Raw genomic sequence first — 19,261 nt, forward strand, 5'->3', positions numbered from 1 at the left:
CCCGTGCGCCAGCATTATCTAGCCCTGCTCAGTGTGTTCGCCAGCCTGCCTGCTATGGCCCTCACGTTCCAGACACGTCTGGAGAACATTGAGTGGAAGGTAGAGGGGGACAAGTTCGAGTGCCGCCTGAGCCAACCGATCACCGACTTCGGTTCGGGTGAGTTCGTGCGCCGGGCCGGCGAGCAGGCGACGTTTCGTCTGAAAGCCTATAACGGGTCGTTGGGCGCAGGGTCGGCCACCTTGTTGGCCGCCGCAGCCCCCTGGCAGCCCGGTCGGGGTGACATCAATCTCGGCGCCGTACGTGCCGGCAGCGGTGATGTGCTGTTCAACAGCTCTCAGGCCCAGGCCGGGCGTCTCTTCAACGGTTTGCTCGATGGACGCTCGCCCACTGTGCGGCACTATGGACGCGAGGGTGGCTATTCGGAGATTCGCCTGCTGCCGGTGAAATTCAACAAGGCCTACAGCGACTATCAACTGTGCACCGCCAAGTTGCTGCCGATGAATTACGATCAGGTCAAGCAGACCGAAGTGGGCTTCCCCGGTGGCGGCATCGAGCTGGACGCTGCGGCAAAGCAGAAGCTGGCGGTGATTCTCGAATTCATGAAGGCGGACCCTACCGTCAACCATATCGAATTGAACGGCCACTCGGACAACAGCGGCAATCGCCTGAGCAACCGTGATGTTTCACGCCGTCGTGCGCTGGCGGTGATGGACTACTTCAAGGCCAACGGTATTCCTGAGTCTCAGATCACCCTGCGGTTCCATGGTGAAAGCTACCCCTTGGCGCCCAACACCACTGCCGCCAACCGGGCCCGTAACCGCCGCGTGAATATTCAGCTCGAACGCGTGGCTGCCCCTGAGAAACCGGCCCCCCAGGCCACGGGGCCGAGCAACCCGGCACACACCTCCTGACGTGCGACCATCGGTCGCTCGCTCGACATAATCTGTCGCTTTATCTTCATTTGCTGTCGCGCCCCTGTAAATCCACGGTTTTGATCGGTAGAATCGACGCCTTTCCGTACAACCCCGTGGAGTGATGGCATGGCCGACGTAAACAAGGTCGTTCTCGCGTATTCCGGCGGCCTGGACACTTCGGTGATCCTCAAGTGGCTGCAGGATACTTATAACTGTGAAGTGGTGACCTTCACCGCTGACCTGGGTCAGGGCGAAGAGGTCGAACCTGCACGTGCCAAGGCGCAAGCCATGGGCGTGAAAGAGATCTACATTGACGACCTGCGCGAAGAATTCGTCCGCGATTTCGTCTTCCCGATGTTTCGCGCCAACACTGTCTACGAAGGCGAGTACCTGCTGGGTACTTCCATCGCACGTCCGCTGATCGCCAAGCGCCTGATCGAAATCGCCAACGAAACCGGCGCTGATGCCATTTCCCATGGCGCCACCGGCAAGGGCAACGACCAGGTGCGTTTCGAACTGGGTGCCTACGCGCTCAAGCCCGGCGTGAAAGTGATTGCCCCCTGGCGTGAATGGGACCTGCTGTCCCGTGAAAAGCTGATGGATTACGCTGAAAAGCACGCGATCCCGATCGAGCGTCATGGCAAGAAAAAGTCCCCGTACTCGATGGACGCCAACCTGCTGCACATCTCCTATGAAGGCGGCGTGCTGGAAGACACCTGGACCGAGCACGAAGAAGACATGTGGAAATGGACCGTCTCCCCGGAGAACGCTCCAGACAAGCCGCAATACCTGGAACTGACCTACCGTAATGGCGACATCGTCGCGCTGGACGGCGTCGAAATGACCCCGGCCACCGTATTGGCGACGCTGAACCGTATCGGTGGTGAACACGGCATCGGTCGCCTCGACATCGTCGAGAACCGCTATGTGGGCATGAAGTCCCGTGGCTGCTACGAAACCCCGGGCGGCACCATCATGCTGCGTGCCCACCGCGCCATCGAGTCCATCACCCTGGACCGTGAAGTGGCTCACCTCAAAGACGAGCTGATGCCCAAGTACGCCAGCCTGATCTATACCGGCTACTGGTGGAGCCCTGAGCGTCTGATGCTGCAACAGATGATCGATGCTTCCCAGGCCCACGTGAATGGCGTTGTGCGTCTGAAGTTGTACAAGGGCAATGTGATCGTTACCGGCCGTAAGTCGGATGACTCGCTGTTCGACGCCAACATCGCCACTTTCGAAGAAGATGGCGGCGCCTACAACCAGGCCGACGCAGCGGGCTTTATCAAGTTGAATGCATTGCGCATGCGCATTGCTGCCAACAAAGGTCGTTCGTTGTTCTGAGTGTCAAGCCGGTTGTAAAAATGGCCCCTTGTTCAAGGGGCCATTTTTTTGTCTTGAATTCTTGATTAAGTCCACTTTCTTTAAACTTGTTTAATCAGTGTTTTTGATGATGGGGACGCTGGTTTTTTGTCGGGGGAATGTTTTTTATCATTTGTGTAGGAACCAGTCTTACAGATAATTCACTCATGTAGGTGCGAGGAGTATGTAAGAAGCCAAAAATTCTGTAGGAAATAAGGATGTAAGTAAATATGTTAAATGGAACTGAAACTACCGATTTTTCTCTGCCAGCTCCGCTACCTGCAGTCGACAGGCAAGGGGCATTTCCTGATAGTTGCGTGCGGCACGTTTACCTTATCCCCTGGGGGGGCTGGAAATTTCACTCAAAATATGTGAGGTCCCGGAAAGTTCTGAAGGGCCTCATAAAACTGGAAACATCTGTATCGGTGTTTTTTTGTAGGGCGTTTCCTTTATCTCTGTGGGTTGGGTCTCTGCTTGCTGTTGCTCGGGGGGGAACGCTATGCCAACTAGGAAACGACTAGGCTATTGTGTTTGCTCTAAATAATTCGAACAGCGAAATTGGACTTTCTCATGAATAAAGTGCTGATCGTAGATGATCATCCCGTCATTCGTCTTGCTGTGCGTATGCTAATGGAGCGTCATGGTTATGAGGTCGTTGCAGAGACCAATAACGGTGTCGATGCGTTGCAACTTGCGCGGGAGCATATGCCGGACATTGTCATACTGGATATTGGGATTCCCAAGCTCGATGGCCTGGAAGTTATTTGCCGACTTTCGTCTACCAAGCAGGCTGTCCCGTTCAAGGTCCTGGTGCTCACCTCCCAGGCTCCAGGTCACTTTTCGATGCGTTGCATGCAGGCGGGTGCTGCTGGCTATGTGTGCAAGCAACAGGACCTGACTGAATTGCTCAGCGCGATCAAGGCGGTGTTGTCGGGCTACAGCTATTTCCCAAACCAGGCACTCAACTCGGTACGCTCCACCATGGGCAATGCCAGTGAGGCCGATATGGTCGAGCGTCTGTCCGGCCGGGAGATGATGGTGTTGCAGCAGTTGGCCCGGGGCAGGACCAACAAGGAGATTGCCGACGGTATGTTTCTCAGCAACAAGACCGTCAGCACCTACAAGACTCGTCTGCTGCTCAAGCTCAATGCCCGCTCTCTCGTGGACTTGATCGAGCTGGCCCAGCGTAACGGCTTGGTATAGGTGAGGGCACAGCACTGCGCATAGGCCGCACAACCGGCAGAAAAAAGCCTCCGACAGGGAGGCTTCCGGCCGTCGACCGCTTGATCAGAGGTCGAAGTCGTAGTCGGCCAGTTGTTTTTGCAAGCGTCGTTCTTCCAGAAGGTTGTCGATAGTACGGCGTTTGCTCAGATTGGTCTTGGCGACCTCCGCCACAGGTGCTTCCACGCCATCGTCCTCCGATTCAACGAGGTCGTCTTCCACATCCAACTGTTCTTTGTCAGTGCTCATAACGTTAACTCCGGAGTAAGACTGCCGTTGGCGCTCCTTATAACGATAATCCATGAATGGGTAAAAAAGATTTTTTCAATCGACTGATCGAGAAAACCAATGAACCCTCAATCGTCCGACGTCTTGTCCTTGTATTCGCACAGGTCTTCAATGCGGCAGCTGCCGCAGCGCGGCTTGCGGGCCTGGCAAACATAGCGTCCGTGCAGGATCAGCCAATGGTGGGAGTCAAGCAGGTACGGTTTGGGCACGAACTTCATGAGCTGCTTTTCCACTTCGACCACGTTCTTGCCGCGGGCTATTCCGGTTCGATTACTGACCCGAAAAATATGGGTATCCACGGCCATGGTGAGTTGCCTGAATGCGGTGTTGAGCACCACGTTAGCGGTTTTACGGCCCACCCCCGGCAGGGCTTCCAGTTCTTCGCGGGTTTCTGGCACTTCGCTATTGTGCCGTTCTATCAGCAAGCGGCAGGTCTCGATGACATTCTTGGCCTTGCTGTTGTAGAGGCCGATGGTCTTGATGTACTCCGATAACCCGTCCACGCCCAGGGCGTAAATCGCCTCTGGCGTGTTTGCCACGGGATACAGCCTGGCCGTGGCCTTGTTGACGCCGACGTCCGTGGATTGGGCCGACAGGATCACTGCAATCAGTAACTCGAACGGCGAGGAGTAGGCCAGTTCGGTCTTGGGTTCCGGATTGTCTTCGTGAAGCCTGCGAAAAATTTCCAGGCGTTTTGCGGCGTTCATGGGGCGGAAGGTTCCTTTCGGGCAGTCAGCGTAGTTTCGAATAGTGGGTCCAGGCCTGGAGTCCTGCGAGCAGGACAAGCCGACGATATCAATGTGGTGTCGGCGATGGACTGTAACAACCCCCAGGATTATCAGTCATGTGCCATGGGCGTCTACTTGGCGCTGCGCATCATCGAGCTTGTGTTGCGCGTCGGCTAATTGTTGCGGATCCGCCTGTTGGTCGAGGGCTTTCTTCAACTCGGCCCGGCGCATCGCCAATTGGATTTTGGCGCGCTTGAGGTCGGCGTTGTTGACGGCAGGCAGCGGTGTCGCGGGTGTGTGATGCAGGCCCAGGGCTGCCAACGCCTGCTCCGCTGCCTCGAACTGCTGTTGCAGGGCGATCAGTTGGGATTGTTGTTCAAAGGTCGGCGGGTGCCCAAAAGCCTGCAAGGATTTGTGCAATTGGGCGCGGCTCATGGCCACATTGATCTTGGCTTTTTTCACCTCCGCATCCTGGGCGGCTCGCGCTGCGTCAAGTGGCAAAGGGGGAGTTGGTGCTGAACGCTGAGGCCGCGCCACACGTTGGGCAATCCTGTGCTCTTCTTCCCGTTGCAGGCGCGCATTGCGTTGTTCAAAGCGTTGCCGGGCACGGTCGCGCTTGAAATCTCGTTCACGGCGTTCGTTTTCGTTCGCTGCCAGGCCGCCGACGATCGGCAGCCCTGTGACCAGTGGGCGTAACTCAATGCAGTCGACGGGGCAGGGCGCGACGCACAGGCCGCAACCGGTGCACTCATCGATGATAACGGTGTGCATCAACTTGGCGGCGCCGACAATCGCGTCCACCGGGCAGGCCTGGATGCATTTGGTGCAGCCGATGCACTCGTCCTCGCGGATGTAGGCGACCTGGGCCGGGGCGTCCCCACGGCTGGTATCCAGCTCCAGAATGGGTACACGCAGTAATAGCGCAAGGCCGGTGATCGTCTCCTGTCCTCCGGGCGGGCATTTGTTGATTGCCTCGCCCCGGGCGATACCCTCGGCGTAAGGCTTGCAGCCCGGGTGCCCACATTTGCCGCATTGTGTCTGCGGCAGCAGCGCGTCGATACGTTGAATCAGATTCATGGAGTGATCATTGGCGTGCCGGTTGAACAAACAGGGTTTGATTATCCGGCAAGCGAGAAGGGGGGACTAGTTGAAAAGCCCCGTCGCCGAAACGACAGGGCTGTTTTGCAGCGCTTACTTGATACGTTGACCCGGCTTGGCGCCGCTGTCAGGGCTCAGCAGGTAGATCTCTTCGCCGCCAGGGCCCGCCGCCATCACCATGCCTTCGGAAATACCGAACTTCATTTTCCGCGGCTTGAGGTTGGCAATCATCATGGTCAGGCGACCATTGAGCTTGGATGGGTCCGGATAGGCGCTCTTGATTCCGGAGAACACGTTGCGTTGTTCGTCACCAATATCCAGGGTCAGGCGCAGCAGTTTGTCGGCCCCTTCCACGGCTTCGGCCTTGATGATCAGCGCCACGCGCAGGTCCACGGCAGCAAAGGCGTCAAAGTCGATTTCCGGGGAAAGCGGGTCCTTGGCCAACTCGCCGTTACCGGCCGGTTTCGATTCGCCGGTATCGGTCTGGCTGGCAGCCAGGTCTTCTTTCGATGAGTCGGTCATGGCCTGGACCTTGACCGGGTCGATGCGGGTCATCAGAGGCTTGAATTCATTCAACTGATGGTTGCTGAGCAACGTGGCGTGGTCGTTCCAGGTGAGCGGGGCGACATTGAGGAACGCCTCGGCGTCGGCGGCCAGCAATGGCAACACGGGCTTGAGGAAGATCACCAACTGGCGGAACAGGTTGACGCCGGTGGCGCAGATCGCCTGGACCTCTTCCTGCTTGCCTTCCTGCTTGTTCAGCGACCAGGGGGCCTTGTCGGCAATCCAGGCGTTGGCGCGGTCGGCCAGGCCCATGATCTCGCGCATGGCGCGGGCAAAGTCGCGGGCTTCATAGGCGTCGGCGATGCTTGGCGCGGCAGCCAGGAACGCGTCGGTCAGTTCCGGCGCGGCGTTCTCGGCCACCAGCAGGCCGGCGTTGCCTTTGTGGATAAAACCGGCGCAGCGGCTGGCGATGTTGACCACCTTGCCAACCAGGTCCGAGTTGACCTTCTGGACGAAGTCTTCCAGGTTCAGGTCCAGGTCGTCGACGCCACGGCCCAGCTTGGAGGCGTAGTAGTAGCGCAGGTATTCCGGCGACAGGTGGTCCAGGTAGGTGCGTGCCTTGATAAAGGTGCCACGGGACTTGGACATCTTCTGGCCATTGACCGTCAGGTAGCCGTGTACCGCGATGCCGGTTGGCTTGCGGTAGCCCGAACCTTCGAGCATGGCTGGCCAGAACAGGGCGTGGAAGTTGACGATGTCCTTGCCGATGAAGTGGTACAGCTCGGCGGTGGAGTCCTTGCCCCAGAACGCATCGAAGTCCAGCTCCGGCGTACGGTCGCAGAGGTTCTTGAAGCTGGCCATGTAGCCGATCGGCGCGTCCAGCCATACATAGAAGTATTTGCCGGGCTCGCCTGGGATCTCGAAGCCGAAGTACGGCGCGTCGCGGGAGATGTCCCACTGTTGCAGGCCTGCATCCAGCCATTCGGCGATCTTGTTGGCCACGGCGTCCTGCAGGGTGCCGCTGCGGGTCCAGGTTTGCAGCATCTGCTGGAAATCCGGGAGCTTGAAGAAGAAGTGCTGGGAGTCCTTGAGTACCGGGATGGCGCCGGAGATCGCCGAGCGCGGGTTCTTCAGGTCAGTCGGTGCGTAGGTGGCACCGCATTTTTCGCAGTTGTCGCCGTACTGGTCTTCAGTGCCGCATTTCGGGCAGGTGCCCTTGATGAAGCGGTCGGCCAGGAACATTTTCTTTTCCGGGTCGAAATACTGCGTGATCGAGCGCGTGGCGATGTGCCCGGCGTCCTTCAAGCGCAGGTAGATCTGGCTCGACAGCTCGCGGTTTTCGGCGGAGTGGGTCGAGTGGAAGTTGTCGAAATCCACCAGGAACTCGGCAAAGTCGGCGCTGTGTTCAGCCTGCACATTGGCGATCAGCTGTTCCGGGGTGATGCCTTCCTTTTCGGCGCGCAGCATGATGGCCGAACCGTGGGCGTCGTCCGCGCAGACATAGATGCATTGATTGCCGCGATGCTTCTGGAAGCGCACCCACATATCGGTCTGGATGTACTCAAGCATATGGCCAAGATGGATGGAACCATTGGCATAGGGCAGGGCGCTGGTGACGAGGATCTTGCGTGGCTCGGACATGGGGCTCGGCTACTTGATGAAACGGAGGTCGGCCACTATAAAGCGCCGGGAAATTTATTTCACCCCGTGGTGCTGTTTCAGAATCTTCCGCACCTGCGAAAGCATGCCGTAACGCTGCTGGAACGGTTAGGATAGCCGCCTGTTTCAGTCAGTCTTTTTTCGGGAGTTGCCCATGAGCGCCGTCAATCGCGCAGCGGTGGAAGCCGTTCTTCGCCAGTACACCGACCCCTATTTGAACCAGGATCCGGTCAGCGCCGGCTGTGTACGCGCCATCGAGGTCCAGGGTGACCAGGTCTCGGTCCAGCTGGAGCTGGGTTATGCCGCCGGCCTGTTCAAGAGCGGTTGGGCGCAGATGCTGCAAATGGCCATCGAGGGCCTCGACGGCGTGCGTGCGGCCAAGGTCGACATCCAGTGCGTGATCGCCCCGCACAAGGCCCAGGCGCAGATCCCGGGCCTGGCCAACGTCAAGAACGTGGTGGCAGTCGCTTCCGGCAAGGGCGGCGTGGGCAAATCCACCACCGCAGCCAACCTGGCCCTGGCCCTGGCCCGTGAAGGCGCGCGCGTGGGTATTCTCGACGCCGATATCTACGGCCCGAGCCAGGGCGTGATGTTCGGCATCGCCGAAGGCACGCGGCCGAAGGTCAAGGACCAGAAGTGGTTCGTGCCGATCGAGTCCATGGGCGTGGAGGTCATGTCCATGGCGTTCCTGACCGATGACAACACGCCGATGGTGTGGCGCGGGCCGATGGTCTCCGGCGCGTTGCTGCAGTTGGTCACCCAGACCGCCTGGGGCGACCTGGATTACCTGGTGATCGACATGCCGCCAGGCACCGGCGATATCCAACTGACCCTGGCACAGAAAGTCCCGGTGGCCGGCTCGGTGATCGTGACCACGCCCCAGGACCTGGCGTTGCTGGACGCCAGGAAGGGCGTGGAGATGTTCCGCAAGGTCAACATTCCGGTGCTGGGTGTGGTGGAGAACATGGCGGTGCACATCTGCTCCAACTGCGGCCACGCAGAGCATCTGTTTGGTGAAGGCGGTGGCGAGAAGCTGGCGACCCAGTACGGCGTTGAACTACTGGCCTCGTTGCCATTGTCGATGGGCATTCGTGAACAGGCCGACGGCGGCAAGCCCACCGTAGCGGCAGAGCCCGATGGCCAGATCGCCATGATCTACCAGGAATTGGCTCGCCATGTGGGCGCCCGGATCGTCCTGCAGGAAGCGGCGGCCCCGGCAATGCCGACCATTACGGTCAGCGACGACTGAACTCGCTGAAGGACAAGAAGCCTCGACTTGTCGGGGCTTTTTCTTGCCTGGAGATCGGTCAATGGGTTTCTTTTACGCTTTTACGCAATGGCGCGCGTAAGCATTCGCTTACTTTCTCGTAAGTGTTTGGTTTTTTTGCCGGGCGTGTGCGTCTCTAATCCTTGAGGGAGTTTTCTATCTAATTGAAATATAACAATTATTTATCTTTGTCTGGGCGCTGGAAACTGTCAGTGCCAAGTTTGGATCCCGTTGAACTTCCCTCGGAACTCTCTAACATCAGCCCTGTGTCCACGGATTGACACAGCCATCAAGGAACGATGGTTGAAGGAACGTCGCAGGATGCGATTCATCAGGATGATGAAAAGGAACACAGGGACTAGGGAAAAAATGTGGGCGGGTCATACCGCCCCTTTTTTCGTCTATAGAAAAGTGAATGCGTTCCCCGGAACGCAAAAAAGGCCCTTGAAGGGCCTTTTTTTGTTGGGCAGCGGCGCTTTTAGCGCTCTAGTTGCTCAATCTTGTTGGGTTTGCCATCCCATTCGGCGGCATCCGGCAACGAGTCTTTCTTCTCGGTGATGTTTGGCCAGATTTCAGCCAATTCAACGTTCAACTGAATGAACTGTTCCATGCCCGCCGGGACTTCGTCCTCGGAGAAAATGGCGACGGCCGGGCATTCAGGTTCACACAGGGCGCAGTCAATGCACTCGTCCGGGTGGATGACCAGGAAGTTCGGGCCTTCGTAGAAGCAGTCCACCGGACACACTTCTACGCAGTCGGTGTACTTGCACTTGATGCAGTTGTCGGTGACGACGAAGGTCATTTCTAATTCTCTCCTCAGGCGGCGGCAGCGAAACCCTTTGTGGTAGGGCTCGCGAGGTTCGGGAGCGATAGTCTGCAGGCCAGGCTAAGAGCCAGCAGCATCCCAAACCGCGCGAGAGTCTATCAGCTTGCAAGCGTGAGCGTTATATCCGAGTCTTCAGTGCATATAACATTTCCAGCGCTTTTCGCGGCGTCAAGTCGTCCAGGTCAAGCTTTGCCAATTCATCCAGCACCGGATGGGGCAGGCTGGCGAACATATCGCTCTGGTGCGGCGCAGCAGGTTTGCGGCTGGCCTTGGCAGGGCTGGCCACCACGGTTTCATGGGGCAGGGCCGTGGTTTCCAGGCGGCTGAGGTGCTCGCGGGCACGGGTGATCACGTCGTTCGGCACGCCGGCCAATTGCGCCACGGCCAGCCCGTAACTCTGGCTGGCCGGCCCTGGCAGCACGTGGTGCAGGAATACGATGCGCTCGTTGTGCTCGGTGGCATTCAGATGCACGTTGGCCACCAGCGGCTCGCTTTCCGGCAGCACCGTCAGTTCGAAGTAGTGGGTGGCAAATAGCGTATAGGCACGCAGATGCGCCAACCGTTCGGCCGCCGCCCATGCCAGGGACAGGCCGTCAAACGTACTGGTGCCGCGACCCACTTCGTCCATCAGCACCAGGCTGCGCTCGGTGGCGTTGTGCAGGATATTCGCGGTCTCGCTCATTTCCACCATAAAGGTCGAACGGCCACCGGCCAGGTCATCGCTGGAGCCGATCCGGGTGAAGATGCGGTCTACCAGGGACAATTCACAACTGGCCGCTGGCACAAAGCTGCCGATATGCGCCAGCAGTACGATCAAGGCGGTTTGACGCATGTAGGTGGATTTACCACCCATGTTCGGACCGGTGATCACCAACATGCGGGTATCGTCGTCCAGCGACAGGTCGTTGGCGACGAACGGCGTGGTCAGCACCTGCTCCACCACCGGGTGGCGCCCCTGCACGATGCGCATGCACGGCTCGCTGACAAACCGTGGGCAGTTCAGGTCGAGATTCAGCGCCCGTTCGGCGAGGTTGCTCAGCACATCCAGCTCCGCCAGGGCGGCGGCGGTGTCCTGCAGCGGCGCCAACTGGCTGATCAAGTCTTCCAGCAACGCCTCGTAGAGCATCTTTTCCCGGGCCAGGGCACGGCTCTTGGCCGACAGCGCCTTGTCTTCAAACTCCTTCAGCTCCGGGGTGATAAAACGCTCGGCACCTTTGAGTGTCTGGCGGCGTTGATAGTCGATGGGCGCCGACTCGGCCTGCTTACTCGGCAACTCGATAAAGTAGCCATGCACGCGGTTGTAGCCCACCTTCAGGTTGGCCAGGCCGGTGCGAGCTTTTTCGCGGGCTTCCAGGTCGATCAGGAACTGCCCGGCGTTTTCGCTCAGGGACTGCAGTTCGTCCAGTTCGCTGTCGTAGCCGGTCTTGAGCACGCCGCCGTCACGGATGATCGCCGGCGGGTTGTCGATAATGGCCTTTTCCAACAGCGCTGCCAGTTCCGGGTAGGTACCGGCCGTTACGGCGAGCTGTTGCAGGTGCGGCGTATCCAGTTCGGTCATTGCCACTTGCAGTTGCGGCAGGGCGCTGAGGGCATCGCGCAGACGCGCCAGGTCACGGGGTCGCGCATTGCGCAGGCCGATCCGCGCCAGGATGCGCTCGATGTCGCCGATTTCCTTCAGCTGCGGCTGCAGCTTTTCAAAGCGATAGCCGTCCAGCAGGCAGGTAATCGACGTCTGGCGCGCCTGCAGCACCGTCAAATCCCGCAACGGACGGTTCAACCAGCGGGTCAACAGACGGCTGCCCATGGCGGTTTGGCAGCGGTCGACCACCGATTGCAGGGTGTTGTCACGCCCGCCGGACAGGTTGGTGTCCAGTTCCAGGTTGCGACGGCTCGCGCCATCGAGCACCACGGTGTCGTCCAGGCGCTCATGGCGCAGGCTGCGCAAATGCGGCAGGGCGGTGCGTTGGGTTTCCTTGGCATAGCTGAGCAGGCAACCCGCAGCGCCGATGGCCAGGGTCAGGGTTTCGCAACCGAAGCCTTTAAGGTCCTGCACCGAGAACTGCTGGCATAGACTTTTCAGTGCCGAGTCACGCTCGAAATCCCACGGCGCGCGACGCTTGGTCCCACGGCGTTTTTCCGCAGGCAGATCCTTCGGCCAATCATCCGGGATCAACAACTCCACCGGGTTGATGCGCTCCAGCTCCGCCAGCAGGTTTTCCCAGCCCTTGATCTCCAGCACGCTGAAATTGCCGCTGGTGATGTCCAGTACCGAAAGCCCGAACAAGCGCTCATCGCCCAGCACCGCAGCGATCAGGTTATCGCGACGCTCATCCAGCAGCGCCTCATCACTCACCGTCCCCGGCGTAATAATGCGCACCACCTGGCGTTCCACCGGGCCCTTGCTGGTGGCCGGATCGCCGATCTGCTCGCAGATCACCACCGATTCGCCCAGCTTCACCAGCTTGACCAGGTAACCCTCCAGCGAGTGGTAAGGAATCCCGCACATCGGAATCGACTGCCCCGCCGACTGCCCGCGCGCGGTCAAGGTGATGTCCAGCAACTTGGCGGCCTTCTTCGCGTCTTCATAGAAGATCTCGTAGAAGTCGCCCATGCGATAGAACATCAACTGATCAGGGTGCTGGTTTTTCAGGCGCCAGTACTGCTGCATCATCGGGGTGTGGGCGGATGGATTGGAAATTGCTTTATTCATCAGTTGGTTAGGTGCTTTCTGTAAAATATTTGGGGCAGAAATGGGGCTATTTTCGCAACGACGCAATAGGAAAGAGTCATTGGAATGCAAGCGATAGCTCACCCGGAATTTTTCCCTGAAATGAGCTCGGCCAATCACTAAAGATTATCACGTCGTTGCCTCTGGGGCCTTAGCCTGGGTTCACATTTGCTGGCCCCCTCTTGTGTGGACATTTCACCCTAGGACAAACGGTCGTAAAGAAATTTCATTTCTAAATCAGTTGCTTGATTCTGATACGAGGTGTCTTGCGTCGATGAGAGCGGATAGGCTACTTAAAATAAATTGACCTACTGGTTGACGGGTGGCTTAATCGCTCGCTATCTCCCCCTTCCGATTATTAGCTAAAACCCCGCTGCCCACCGGCCCTCAAGGCCGGTGGGCAGCGGGGTTTTAGCTGGGGGTAGAAAGTTTATAGGTATGGTTTACACTACATCAATGCAGTGTGAACGCTGATCAGGATGATCAGCTTTTAGGAGGAAGAATGGCGGTTCAGCTCACGACTTCGTCAGCAATCACAGATCAGATCAACCTGCTTTCAGAAAGTAGGCAGCCTTCTGAGATGGAAATTCGACGTGTTAAGAGGGAAATTGAGCAACTTAAAAACTCTGATATTGCTCAGCATTACATGCTTCTAGGTATGCTCTATTCCGTGCTCGGTGATGAGGATGAGTCGAGAGCTAATCATGAAAAGTCGCTCAAGCTTTCCGGGGATGTGGTTTTTTTGGAGAATTATGCTTTCTCTTTAAAGCGTCTCGGGCGAAGTGCGGAAGCGTTGAGTCAATTGTCGAGAGCATTCGATATTTGTCCTTCTTTGGAGATCTTCGAAGAGGTAGCGCAAGCTATGCTTTATGCAGGCGATTTAGATGATTATGAACGTGTGGCTGAGAAGTTTAAAAAAGCCAATCCAGAAATAAATTTTGAGAAAGTTTATTCTGCAAGATATATTAATGGTGTGAAAAATCATTTGACTGCTGCATCTGTATCAAGCTCAGATTTTCACCGAAGTATGGCGCTTGTTGAGAACGTGCTTACTGAGCATGGACACCGCAGCTTACTACAAGCTATACGCCTTTCTCCAGGTCGATTTGATGATGTCTCGCATGTTAATATTCGTATTATAGTAAGTGTCGATTCATCAGACGTACTAACGGAGCTCAATGAGCGTATTGCTGACGCGATGGTGAGTGCTCAAGATCTTGAAGCTTGGAATCGGCTGGTTTTTACTGTTGCTGATTGGGTTCCAGAACATGAAGAAGAAGTTGCTTAAAGGGCGGAGCTGTAAATGAGCGTTGATTACAAGGAATTTATCGAGTTTGCTAGCTCTGTACTTAATGATGGATCCTCTGAGTTTGATTTGCGAAACTCGATTTCTAGGTCTTATTATGCAACTTATCATGCAGCCTTGGCTTATGCGGATGTAGTGAGCGTTCCTCCAGTTAGTGATTGTTCGGGGCCTACACATCGCAAGCTCTCAAGTTTTTTTGAAGGCAGCATGAATGCTGATCATCAGTTACGTTTGAGTCTGAGGAAACTCGGCTATAGCCTCAAGCAGCTTCATGCAAATCGCGTTATGGCTGACTATAAGCTTGAAGAGATGATTACGCTAAAAGTTGCTCGCGATCACCTCAGTCGCTGCGAGGTTAGGCTCCAGGAAGTATGCGTGTTAAGTTCTGCTTTGGCCGCCTGAGCTAACTAGGTTTAAATTTGACCATATTTTTTTTAGTTGCTCTTCAGACTCTGTGTCCATCCATCGTGCGTAAACTTCCGCTAGCATAGTGAAGTCTTTATGCCCCATTTGTTTGGCAATGAATGCGATATTCCCTCCTGCTGTCAGGCACCAACAGGCGTAGGTGTGGCGAGTCTGATATGGCCTCCGCGGTCGTATGCCTGAGCGCCTCTGCACGGACGCCCATTTTGTGTTCCATGCGGTTGGCACATACCAGAAGTTGATAATCCTCTTGCGCGCCTGCGTAGTAGGCGATAGCAGCGGAGTGACCTTTTCCCGTCTGCTTTCGTGCCGGTTCTGGAATATCTCAATAGGGCGTGCATGGTGATCGGCAACGAGCGCCATCAATACCCGACAGGCTTCGACCGCAGGCGGCATTAATAATACTGAGCGCGGCTTCCCCGTTTTGGGAACCTTGAACGTTCCGTTAGCGGTTATGGCGCGGGTGATGTTGATCTGCCCTACGTCTAGGTCAATGTCTTCAACAGCCAGCGCACATAGCTCACCTGGTCGAAGCCCGGTATACACGGCCAAGGTAATCGCTGCAGAATCCTGAGGATGAAGGCATCCTTTATCGACTAGCAGCTGAAATTCGTCACGAGTAAGCGGATCGGGCTCTTGGTCTTGCATTGCGAACCGATTACACGCTTCTGATAAGCCTGCACGGCAATACCCGTTTGTCTCGCACCACCCCAAAAAACCGGCAAACGTTGCCAAGTAGTGGTTGACGGTCGACGGCGCTCGATCTGCAATCAACAGCGTCCTCAGTAACTGAATGTCTTCGGGCAGTAAAACGCCTGCGAGACGATCTATTCCGACCAAGGCAGTGCAGATGTCCAAGGCGTAGCCGTACTTCTCCTCCGTCATCGGGGTGATGTCCACCGCCTTCAGCGGCTTGTATCTCTCCAGCAGCGCGCCGAGCCTTTCGTCTTTGGCACTGCTGTAGCTGGTCGCGTGCTTCGAGTTGGGAAAGTGCCGGCCATAGTCGAAATGGCCGGTTTTGATCTCGTGAAGAATCGCTGCCCTTAACAAGGCGGCGTGTTTGATGTTGGCTTTGGTAATCGGAAGCCCGAGGGATTCGCGGCAGCGTATACGTCGCCACATGAACACGACGCGCAGGTAGCCGCCGTGTATCTCAATCCCCTTGTGCTTTGCCAGTTCGGTTTCTAGGCTGCTTCCTGAGGTGCGCTCTCGGCCCACTTGTCATACTCCGTCATGTTGATTGCAATGCGGCCGTCCGGAGTCTTGCGCCAGACACGACCTTGGGCCCAGGTGCCGTTCTTCACTTTGTGGCGGATAGCGTCTTCGCTATAGCCGGTGAGTTCGGAGGCGCGGCTGATCATTACCCAGTTTGGGAAACTCATATTTTTCGCCTCCACAAGCTGCGGTCGTGCGACATTGAATGGATTGACGGTGGGCATTGGTTAAGCCGAGCCCCTCGTCGGTGAGTAGGGGCGCAATGCTTAATACGGGGATAAGAGGGGATAGATCGGTGCATACGTTTCAGGTGAAAAGTATCAACGACATGTTGTTGAAGTTGGGCTGGGAGGTAGGCCAGCTGCAGCGCAGTCACATTTCCAAGGCTATGGATAGACTCGCTACTTCGAGCTACTTTGCAATTAACGGTGCTCTCACGGCTTTCCACATTTGCGAGTGGATTTGGCACTGTGGAACCGAGTCCCAGCGTGAAATCTGGGGCAAGGGGCAGAGGGGAGGTCAACCGACCAAAACGAATTTTCAGATGCATCTGAGAGCGCTTTGCCCGAGCCTCAGTACCTGTCGTGAAATAGCGAACTCCTTCAAGCACTACGCAGCAGATCGATATCCAGATGACACCATCAAGCCGGCCTCTGTTTGGTTTACCACTATGCCCGCAGAGGTCGGAATCATGCGAGCAGGTGATGCCCTCAGCGCTGATGCCGCGGTACTCATGATTTCCAATGGTGTGGGTACGGTTCCAGTGGCTCATGTGCTGAGCGTGGTTCATGGATTTCTTGACGACTTTTGTGAGCGGCACGGGCTTGTTGGCGACACAGATGCTTGATGCAAAAACTGCTTTGCCCCCTTCGGCAGGCTGCGCGAGCGGGCGTTCTGGAGCGGTTAGCGTTGCATCATTGAGCGCTGCCCCGCGCAGCATCTCGTGGGGTATAAGCGCCTCGGCAGTGGCGCCGGAAGGAGCAATAATGCCTGCTGCTGCGCAGCAGAGACTGTTTGTTTCTAGCGTGTCGACGCCACCTGCAGTGCGGAGCAAAGCGGGCAGGGCATTGGCGTTGTCCTGGTGGTTCTTCATGCCGCTTTCCTCCGGTGTTCGATAGCGAGTTGGTCCATCAGGCGCTGGTGGTAGGTGAGTCGGGCTTCTGCGGCGGGCCATGGACGGATGGTTTCAACCATGGGTTTGATGCCGGCCAAGCAATCCCAGATAACCGGATCGGTTGGCATGAGGTCGCGGCGTTCGGTAGCCAGCGCAATCAGGTCGGACTGGTGAACGCAAACAGGGAGTTCTGTGGCGATGTCGAAGCGCTGGCATACGCATTGCCATACCCAGTCTTCAAAGTCCTGGTATGCATGCATCCACTGCTTCAGCGGCTTGGTCATGTCGCCCAGGTACGCCTCTGGCGCGTCGTGGAGCAAGGCCGCGAGCTTGTGTTCTTCAGGCACCAGCTCGGCGACGATGCAGCTGTGTTGCGCCACGCTGTAGAACTCGCGGGTGTGCCCGTTGAAGCGGCAGAGGTGTGCCAGTGAGTGGGAAATATCCCGTGGGTCGATCATGTCGGCGTCAGGTTCGAACAGGTCAAAATGCTTGCCGGTGTGGGTGAGGATCCAGTTCATGCGGCCTCCTTCACGAGATCGGCCAGCAGCAGGGCGTTGTCAGCTGCCTTATGCAGTTCGCGGAGAGCGTCGTAACCGATCAGCGCTTTCAGTTGCCGGTCGAACTCTTTGTTATGGCGAGTCATTGCGCTCAGTTCCTTCATAGCCTTGGTGTACTGCTGTTGCAGTGTTCCAGCGGCCTGGGGCGTCAGACGCAGCATTGGGATTGGGCGACTCATGCTGCGTCCTCCTGATAGAAGGAATCCAGCTCGGCGGCCATGCTCAATGCGTGGTCGCGCAGAATGAGTGCTTGAGTTGCGTGGCCTTCCGATTTGATCGCGCGAAAGAAGTCGGCGGCGAGTTTGAGTTTTCCCGCGATGGCCAGAAGGATCTGACGATCCTGGGGTTCCCTGATCAATATCAGTTCCAGGCGTTCGCATCGGCGCGTGGCCTTTTCAAGAGCGGTAGCATTCGATGACTCGCCCTCCTCGATGCCCTCGATATAGCCATTAGTGTGGCCATCGTCATAACCGTCAGCCCAGCCATCCTTCGAGCCGCCCCGATACCCGACCCAATACAAAATGGCGAGTGCGATTACGAAGGTGACCAGTGCGAAAACTTCAAAAAATGTCATGTGGTGTGCTCCTGTGGTGTCACTTAAGCTGGTGGTGGCAGCAGAATTGAAACGGGTTTATTCGTGATCAGGATCTGGTGGATCGGCCAGGCCACACATCAGCTTGGCTTGGTACGGCATGTAGCCTTCCTCGCGCAGATCGTCGTATAGGCGGTAGTCGGCGGCGAGATAGTTGCAGTGCCCGCAAAGTCGGTCGGGTGTTCTGTCCGCCGATAACTGTGCCCGGCAGTGCCGGCAATAGTCTTGAAGTGACATGTCAGTTTTCCTCCGAATCGCTATGAGGTCTCGGCATGGCCTGGTCCGCCTGGTAAGCACGAATATCGATCAGCGCCGCGACATGCCTGATGTGTGCATAACGCAGAGCTTTACCGCTGAGATCCAAGGTGGTCACCGGCAACTGAATACGTCCGCTGTTGATTGCCTCGGTAAACGTCTTCTCGTTGATGTTTTTGAAGTAGTGCGCGTGGACCTTTTCCAGGGGGATAAGCACATCGCCGAAGATGTGGTGCAGCATCTCAATGGTGGATGGATCTGGTGCGGACAACAGCCGGATTGGTTGCTGACCGACGTTGGGAGTCATTTGGCCTCCAGGCTGGAAAGGTCATAGGCGTCGGCCCCCAGCTTGCAAAGGTCATAGGCGTTGTCTCGGAGGGAACGCAGCACTTCCGTTGGGGAGTTGCCGTACCCCGAAAGAATGGTCTTGCCGTTGTCAAACCCATGAGGGTTGTGGATGTAAACTGCAATTTTTGGTACTGCGCGATTGGACAGGCGGAATTCCGTGGTAACGGTGCTATTTGGATTCAGGGACACAACGTCCAGTTGGTTTGCCAGTAGCAGTACAGCTGCATGCAGCTCTGGCAGACTGGACAGCGTTGATGTAGGCGCATCAACCGTTATCCCGGCCGCACTGCACACCAGGTGAGCGAAACCTTGGATCTGCTCAGGTGTTCGCTCGACGGCCTTTGTAGAAAGCAACTGGTTCAACGCTTGATCAATTAGCTTGTGGTCCATGGCTTCTCTTCCTCTTCGGATGATTCCAGGCAATAAGGCAGTGTTGTTTCGTCAGCTCGCGCAGGTGCTCCGGTACTTCGAGGAGCGCTGCATTGCGCTCCTCGCGTGTGCGCATGGCAACGATCTGGCGGGCGTACTCGCGCGGCCATGCTTCAGACTGTCTCATTACGCGACTTCTCGCGGGTCAGGCACGGCGGGTGGGGCAGGGCGTTCAATACCGATCTGGTTGGCCAGCCAGGAAATGCCAATATCGGTCACGCGCGTTGTGCGCTTGTATTGCATGCCATGCTTCTCGTGAAACCAGCGACTCTCACGGGTGACCAAAAAGTCTTTGGTCAGGGCAGGGTTGGCAGGCAGATTTTTTTTATCCAGCAGACCTTTGTCGCGCATGCGTTGCATCAGCTCGCGGTGACCCAGGCCCAGGCGTTCGGCTACGCGCTTGAGGGAGAGGCTCATGGCGGCACC

Annotated in this window: 22 protein-coding genes; 6 read left to right on the forward strand and 16 right to left on the reverse strand. The window is 56.9% G+C overall.

The window, feature by feature from the left end:
* Window positions 1-3 precede the first annotated feature (3 nt).
* The 3 genes from F6S08_RS06755 (at window position 4) to F6S08_RS06765 (ending at window position 3,480) form a co-directional block, all read left to right on the forward strand.
* Window positions 4-912, forward strand: a complete 909-nt coding sequence (locus tag F6S08_RS06755; RefSeq protein WP_092356347.1) for a flagellar protein MotY — start codon at window positions 4-6, stop codon at window positions 910-912.
* Window positions 913-1,041: 129 nt separating this feature from the next.
* Window positions 1,042-2,259: an argininosuccinate synthase gene (locus F6S08_RS06760; protein ID WP_012722490.1), complete on the forward strand. Its 1,218-nt coding sequence runs from the start codon at window positions 1,042-1,044 to the stop codon at window positions 2,257-2,259.
* 588 nt (window positions 2,260-2,847) lie between these two features.
* Window positions 2,848-3,480, forward strand: a complete 633-nt coding sequence (locus tag F6S08_RS06765) for a response regulator transcription factor (protein WP_027604587.1) — start codon at window positions 2,848-2,850, stop codon at window positions 3,478-3,480.
* Window positions 3,481-3,564: 84 nt separating this feature from the next.
* Here F6S08_RS06765 and F6S08_RS06770 read toward each other — a convergent pair whose 3' ends face one another.
* The 4 genes from F6S08_RS06770 to metG all read right to left on the reverse strand — a co-directional run bounded on the left by F6S08_RS06770 (window position 3,565) and on the right by metG (window position 7,757).
* Window positions 3,565-3,747: a PA3496 family putative envelope integrity protein gene (locus tag F6S08_RS06770; RefSeq protein ID WP_027604586.1), complete on the reverse strand. Its 183-nt coding sequence runs from the start codon at window positions 3,745-3,747 to the stop codon at window positions 3,565-3,567.
* A gap of 107 nt (window positions 3,748-3,854) precedes the next feature.
* Entirely contained in the window at window positions 3,855-4,493 is a 639-nt protein-coding gene (nth, locus tag F6S08_RS06775; protein ID WP_315871418.1) for an endonuclease III, read from the reverse strand.
* Between the two features lie 135 nt (window positions 4,494-4,628).
* A complete protein-coding gene (rsxB, locus tag F6S08_RS06780; RefSeq protein WP_315871419.1) occupies window positions 4,629-5,591 on the reverse strand; it encodes an electron transport complex subunit RsxB in 963 nt (320 codons plus the stop codon).
* Between the two features lie 114 nt (window positions 5,592-5,705).
* Entirely contained in the window at window positions 5,706-7,757 is a 2,052-nt protein-coding gene (gene metG / locus F6S08_RS06785; protein WP_315871420.1) for a methionine--tRNA ligase, read from the reverse strand.
* A 172-nt stretch (window positions 7,758-7,929) separates the two neighbouring features.
* On the opposite strand from metG, the gene apbC reads away from it, so the two are divergent.
* Window positions 7,930-9,024: an iron-sulfur cluster carrier protein ApbC gene (apbC, locus tag F6S08_RS06790; RefSeq protein WP_027604582.1), complete on the forward strand. Its 1,095-nt coding sequence runs from the start codon at window positions 7,930-7,932 to the stop codon at window positions 9,022-9,024.
* Window positions 9,025-9,520: 496 nt separating this feature from the next.
* Here apbC and fdxA read toward each other — a convergent pair whose 3' ends face one another.
* The gene (gene fdxA, locus F6S08_RS06795; protein WP_027604581.1) at window positions 9,521-9,844 is read right to left on the reverse strand and encodes a ferredoxin FdxA; all 324 of its coding nucleotides are present in this window, start codon (window positions 9,842-9,844) and stop codon (window positions 9,521-9,523) included.
* A gap of 142 nt (window positions 9,845-9,986) precedes the next feature.
* A complete protein-coding gene (gene mutS / locus F6S08_RS06800) occupies window positions 9,987-12,578 on the reverse strand; it encodes a DNA mismatch repair protein MutS (protein ID WP_409999755.1) in 2,592 nt (863 codons plus the stop codon).
* A 520-nt stretch (window positions 12,579-13,098) separates the two neighbouring features.
* On the opposite strand from mutS, the gene F6S08_RS06805 reads away from it, so the two are divergent.
* Entirely contained in the window at window positions 13,099-13,884 is a 786-nt protein-coding gene (locus F6S08_RS06805; protein WP_315871421.1) for a tetratricopeptide repeat protein, read from the forward strand.
* Between the two features lie 15 nt (window positions 13,885-13,899).
* Window positions 13,900-14,304 carry a hypothetical protein gene (locus F6S08_RS06810; protein WP_315871422.1) on the forward strand — a complete coding sequence of 135 codons (405 nt, stop codon included), beginning with the start codon at window positions 13,900-13,902 and terminating at the stop codon, window positions 14,302-14,304.
* Here the strand turns inward: F6S08_RS06810 and F6S08_RS06815 are convergent.
* The 10 genes from F6S08_RS06815 to F6S08_RS06860 form a co-directional block, all read right to left on the reverse strand.
* Window positions 14,281-15,543, reverse strand: coding sequence for a site-specific integrase (locus tag F6S08_RS06815; protein ID WP_315871423.1), 1,263 nt, complete (start codon window positions 15,541-15,543; stop codon window positions 14,281-14,283). The genes F6S08_RS06810 and F6S08_RS06815 overlap by 24 nt on opposite strands.
* Window positions 15,510-15,707, reverse strand: coding sequence for an excisionase (locus F6S08_RS06820; protein ID WP_154905397.1), 198 nt, complete (start codon window positions 15,705-15,707; stop codon window positions 15,510-15,512). Before F6S08_RS06820 ends, F6S08_RS06815 begins: the two co-directional genes overlap by 34 nt.
* Complete coding sequence (locus F6S08_RS06825) at window positions 15,704-16,633, reverse strand: hypothetical protein (RefSeq protein WP_315871424.1); 930 nt, start codon at window positions 16,631-16,633, stop codon at window positions 15,704-15,706. The genes F6S08_RS06820 and F6S08_RS06825 overlap by 4 nt, the downstream gene beginning before the upstream one ends.
* Window positions 16,630-17,172 (reverse strand): phosphohydrolase, encoded by a 543-nt coding sequence (locus F6S08_RS06830; protein ID WP_315871425.1) that lies wholly within the window; start codon window positions 17,170-17,172, stop codon window positions 16,630-16,632. The genes F6S08_RS06825 and F6S08_RS06830 overlap by 4 nt, the downstream gene beginning before the upstream one ends.
* Complete coding sequence (locus F6S08_RS06835; protein ID WP_315871426.1) at window positions 17,169-17,390, reverse strand: hypothetical protein; 222 nt, start codon at window positions 17,388-17,390, stop codon at window positions 17,169-17,171. The genes F6S08_RS06830 and F6S08_RS06835 overlap by 4 nt, the downstream gene beginning before the upstream one ends.
* Window positions 17,387-17,785, reverse strand: a complete 399-nt coding sequence (locus tag F6S08_RS06840) for a hypothetical protein (RefSeq protein WP_315871427.1) — start codon at window positions 17,783-17,785, stop codon at window positions 17,387-17,389. The genes F6S08_RS06835 and F6S08_RS06840 overlap by 4 nt, the downstream gene beginning before the upstream one ends.
* A 57-nt stretch (window positions 17,786-17,842) precedes the next feature.
* A complete protein-coding gene (locus F6S08_RS06845) occupies window positions 17,843-18,040 on the reverse strand; it encodes a hypothetical protein (RefSeq protein WP_315871428.1) in 198 nt (65 codons plus the stop codon).
* A 1-nt stretch (window position 18,041) separates the two neighbouring features.
* A complete protein-coding gene (locus F6S08_RS06850) occupies window positions 18,042-18,365 on the reverse strand; it encodes a pyocin activator PrtN family protein (RefSeq protein WP_315871429.1) in 324 nt (107 codons plus the stop codon).
* Window positions 18,362-18,796, reverse strand: a complete 435-nt coding sequence (locus tag F6S08_RS06855) for a hypothetical protein (protein ID WP_315871430.1) — start codon at window positions 18,794-18,796, stop codon at window positions 18,362-18,364. The genes F6S08_RS06850 and F6S08_RS06855 overlap by 4 nt, the downstream gene beginning before the upstream one ends.
* Window positions 18,797-18,961: 165 nt before the next feature.
* The gene (locus F6S08_RS06860; protein WP_231808699.1) at window positions 18,962-19,252 is read right to left on the reverse strand and encodes a phage antirepressor KilAC domain-containing protein; all 291 of its coding nucleotides are present in this window, start codon (window positions 19,250-19,252) and stop codon (window positions 18,962-18,964) included.
* Window positions 19,253-19,261 lie beyond the last annotated feature (9 nt).

The organism is Pseudomonas sp. JV449 (assembly GCF_032424295.1).
Lineage (GTDB): Bacteria > Pseudomonadota > Gammaproteobacteria > Pseudomonadales > Pseudomonadaceae > Aquipseudomonas > Aquipseudomonas marginalis.

Excerpts from the sequence above, each read along its gene's own strand:
- F6S08_RS06770 (WP_027604586.1), bottom strand. The coding sequence starts at position 3,747 with ATGAGCACTGACAAAGAACAGTTGGATGTGGAAGACGACCTCGTTGAA.
- F6S08_RS06760 (WP_012722490.1), top strand. The coding sequence starts at position 1,042 with ATGGCCGACGTAAACAAGGTCGTTCTCGCGTATTCCGGCGGCCTGGAC.
- metG (WP_315871420.1), bottom strand. The coding sequence starts at position 7,757 with ATGTCCGAGCCACGCAAGATCCTCGTCACCAGCGCCCTGCCCTATGCC.
- F6S08_RS06825 (WP_315871424.1), bottom strand. The coding sequence starts at position 16,633 with ATGAAGAACCACCAGGACAACGCCAATGCCCTGCCCGCTTTGCTCCGC.
- F6S08_RS06810 (WP_315871422.1), top strand. The coding sequence starts at position 13,900 with ATGAGCGTTGATTACAAGGAATTTATCGAGTTTGCTAGCTCTGTACTT.
- F6S08_RS06805 (WP_315871421.1), top strand. The coding sequence starts at position 13,099 with ATGGCGGTTCAGCTCACGACTTCGTCAGCAATCACAGATCAGATCAAC.
- F6S08_RS06820 (WP_154905397.1), bottom strand. The coding sequence starts at position 15,707 with ATGAGTTTCCCAAACTGGGTAATGATCAGCCGCGCCTCCGAACTCACC.
- apbC (WP_027604582.1), top strand. The coding sequence starts at position 7,930 with ATGAGCGCCGTCAATCGCGCAGCGGTGGAAGCCGTTCTTCGCCAGTAC.
- fdxA (WP_027604581.1), bottom strand. The coding sequence starts at position 9,844 with ATGACCTTCGTCGTCACCGACAACTGCATCAAGTGCAAGTACACCGAC.
- F6S08_RS06765 (WP_027604587.1), top strand. The coding sequence starts at position 2,848 with ATGAATAAAGTGCTGATCGTAGATGATCATCCCGTCATTCGTCTTGCT.
- nth (WP_315871418.1), bottom strand. The coding sequence starts at position 4,493 with ATGAACGCCGCAAAACGCCTGGAAATTTTTCGCAGGCTTCACGAAGAC.
- rsxB (WP_315871419.1), bottom strand. The coding sequence starts at position 5,591 with ATGAATCTGATTCAACGTATCGACGCGCTGCTGCCGCAGACACAATGC.
- F6S08_RS06835 (WP_315871426.1), bottom strand. The coding sequence starts at position 17,390 with ATGAGTCGCCCAATCCCAATGCTGCGTCTGACGCCCCAGGCCGCTGGA.
- F6S08_RS06850 (WP_315871429.1), bottom strand. The coding sequence starts at position 18,365 with ATGACTCCCAACGTCGGTCAGCAACCAATCCGGCTGTTGTCCGCACCA.
- F6S08_RS06840 (WP_315871427.1), bottom strand. The coding sequence starts at position 17,785 with ATGACATTTTTTGAAGTTTTCGCACTGGTCACCTTCGTAATCGCACTC.
- mutS (WP_409999755.1), bottom strand. The coding sequence starts at position 12,578 with ATGAATAAAGCAATTTCCAATCCATCCGCCCACACCCCGATGATGCAG.
- F6S08_RS06855 (WP_315871430.1), bottom strand. The coding sequence starts at position 18,796 with ATGGACCACAAGCTAATTGATCAAGCGTTGAACCAGTTGCTTTCTACA.
- F6S08_RS06860 (WP_231808699.1), bottom strand. The coding sequence starts at position 19,252 with ATGAGCCTCTCCCTCAAGCGCGTAGCCGAACGCCTGGGCCTGGGTCAC.
- F6S08_RS06830 (WP_315871425.1), bottom strand. The coding sequence starts at position 17,172 with ATGAACTGGATCCTCACCCACACCGGCAAGCATTTTGACCTGTTCGAA.
- F6S08_RS06845 (WP_315871428.1), bottom strand. The coding sequence starts at position 18,040 with ATGTCACTTCAAGACTATTGCCGGCACTGCCGGGCACAGTTATCGGCG.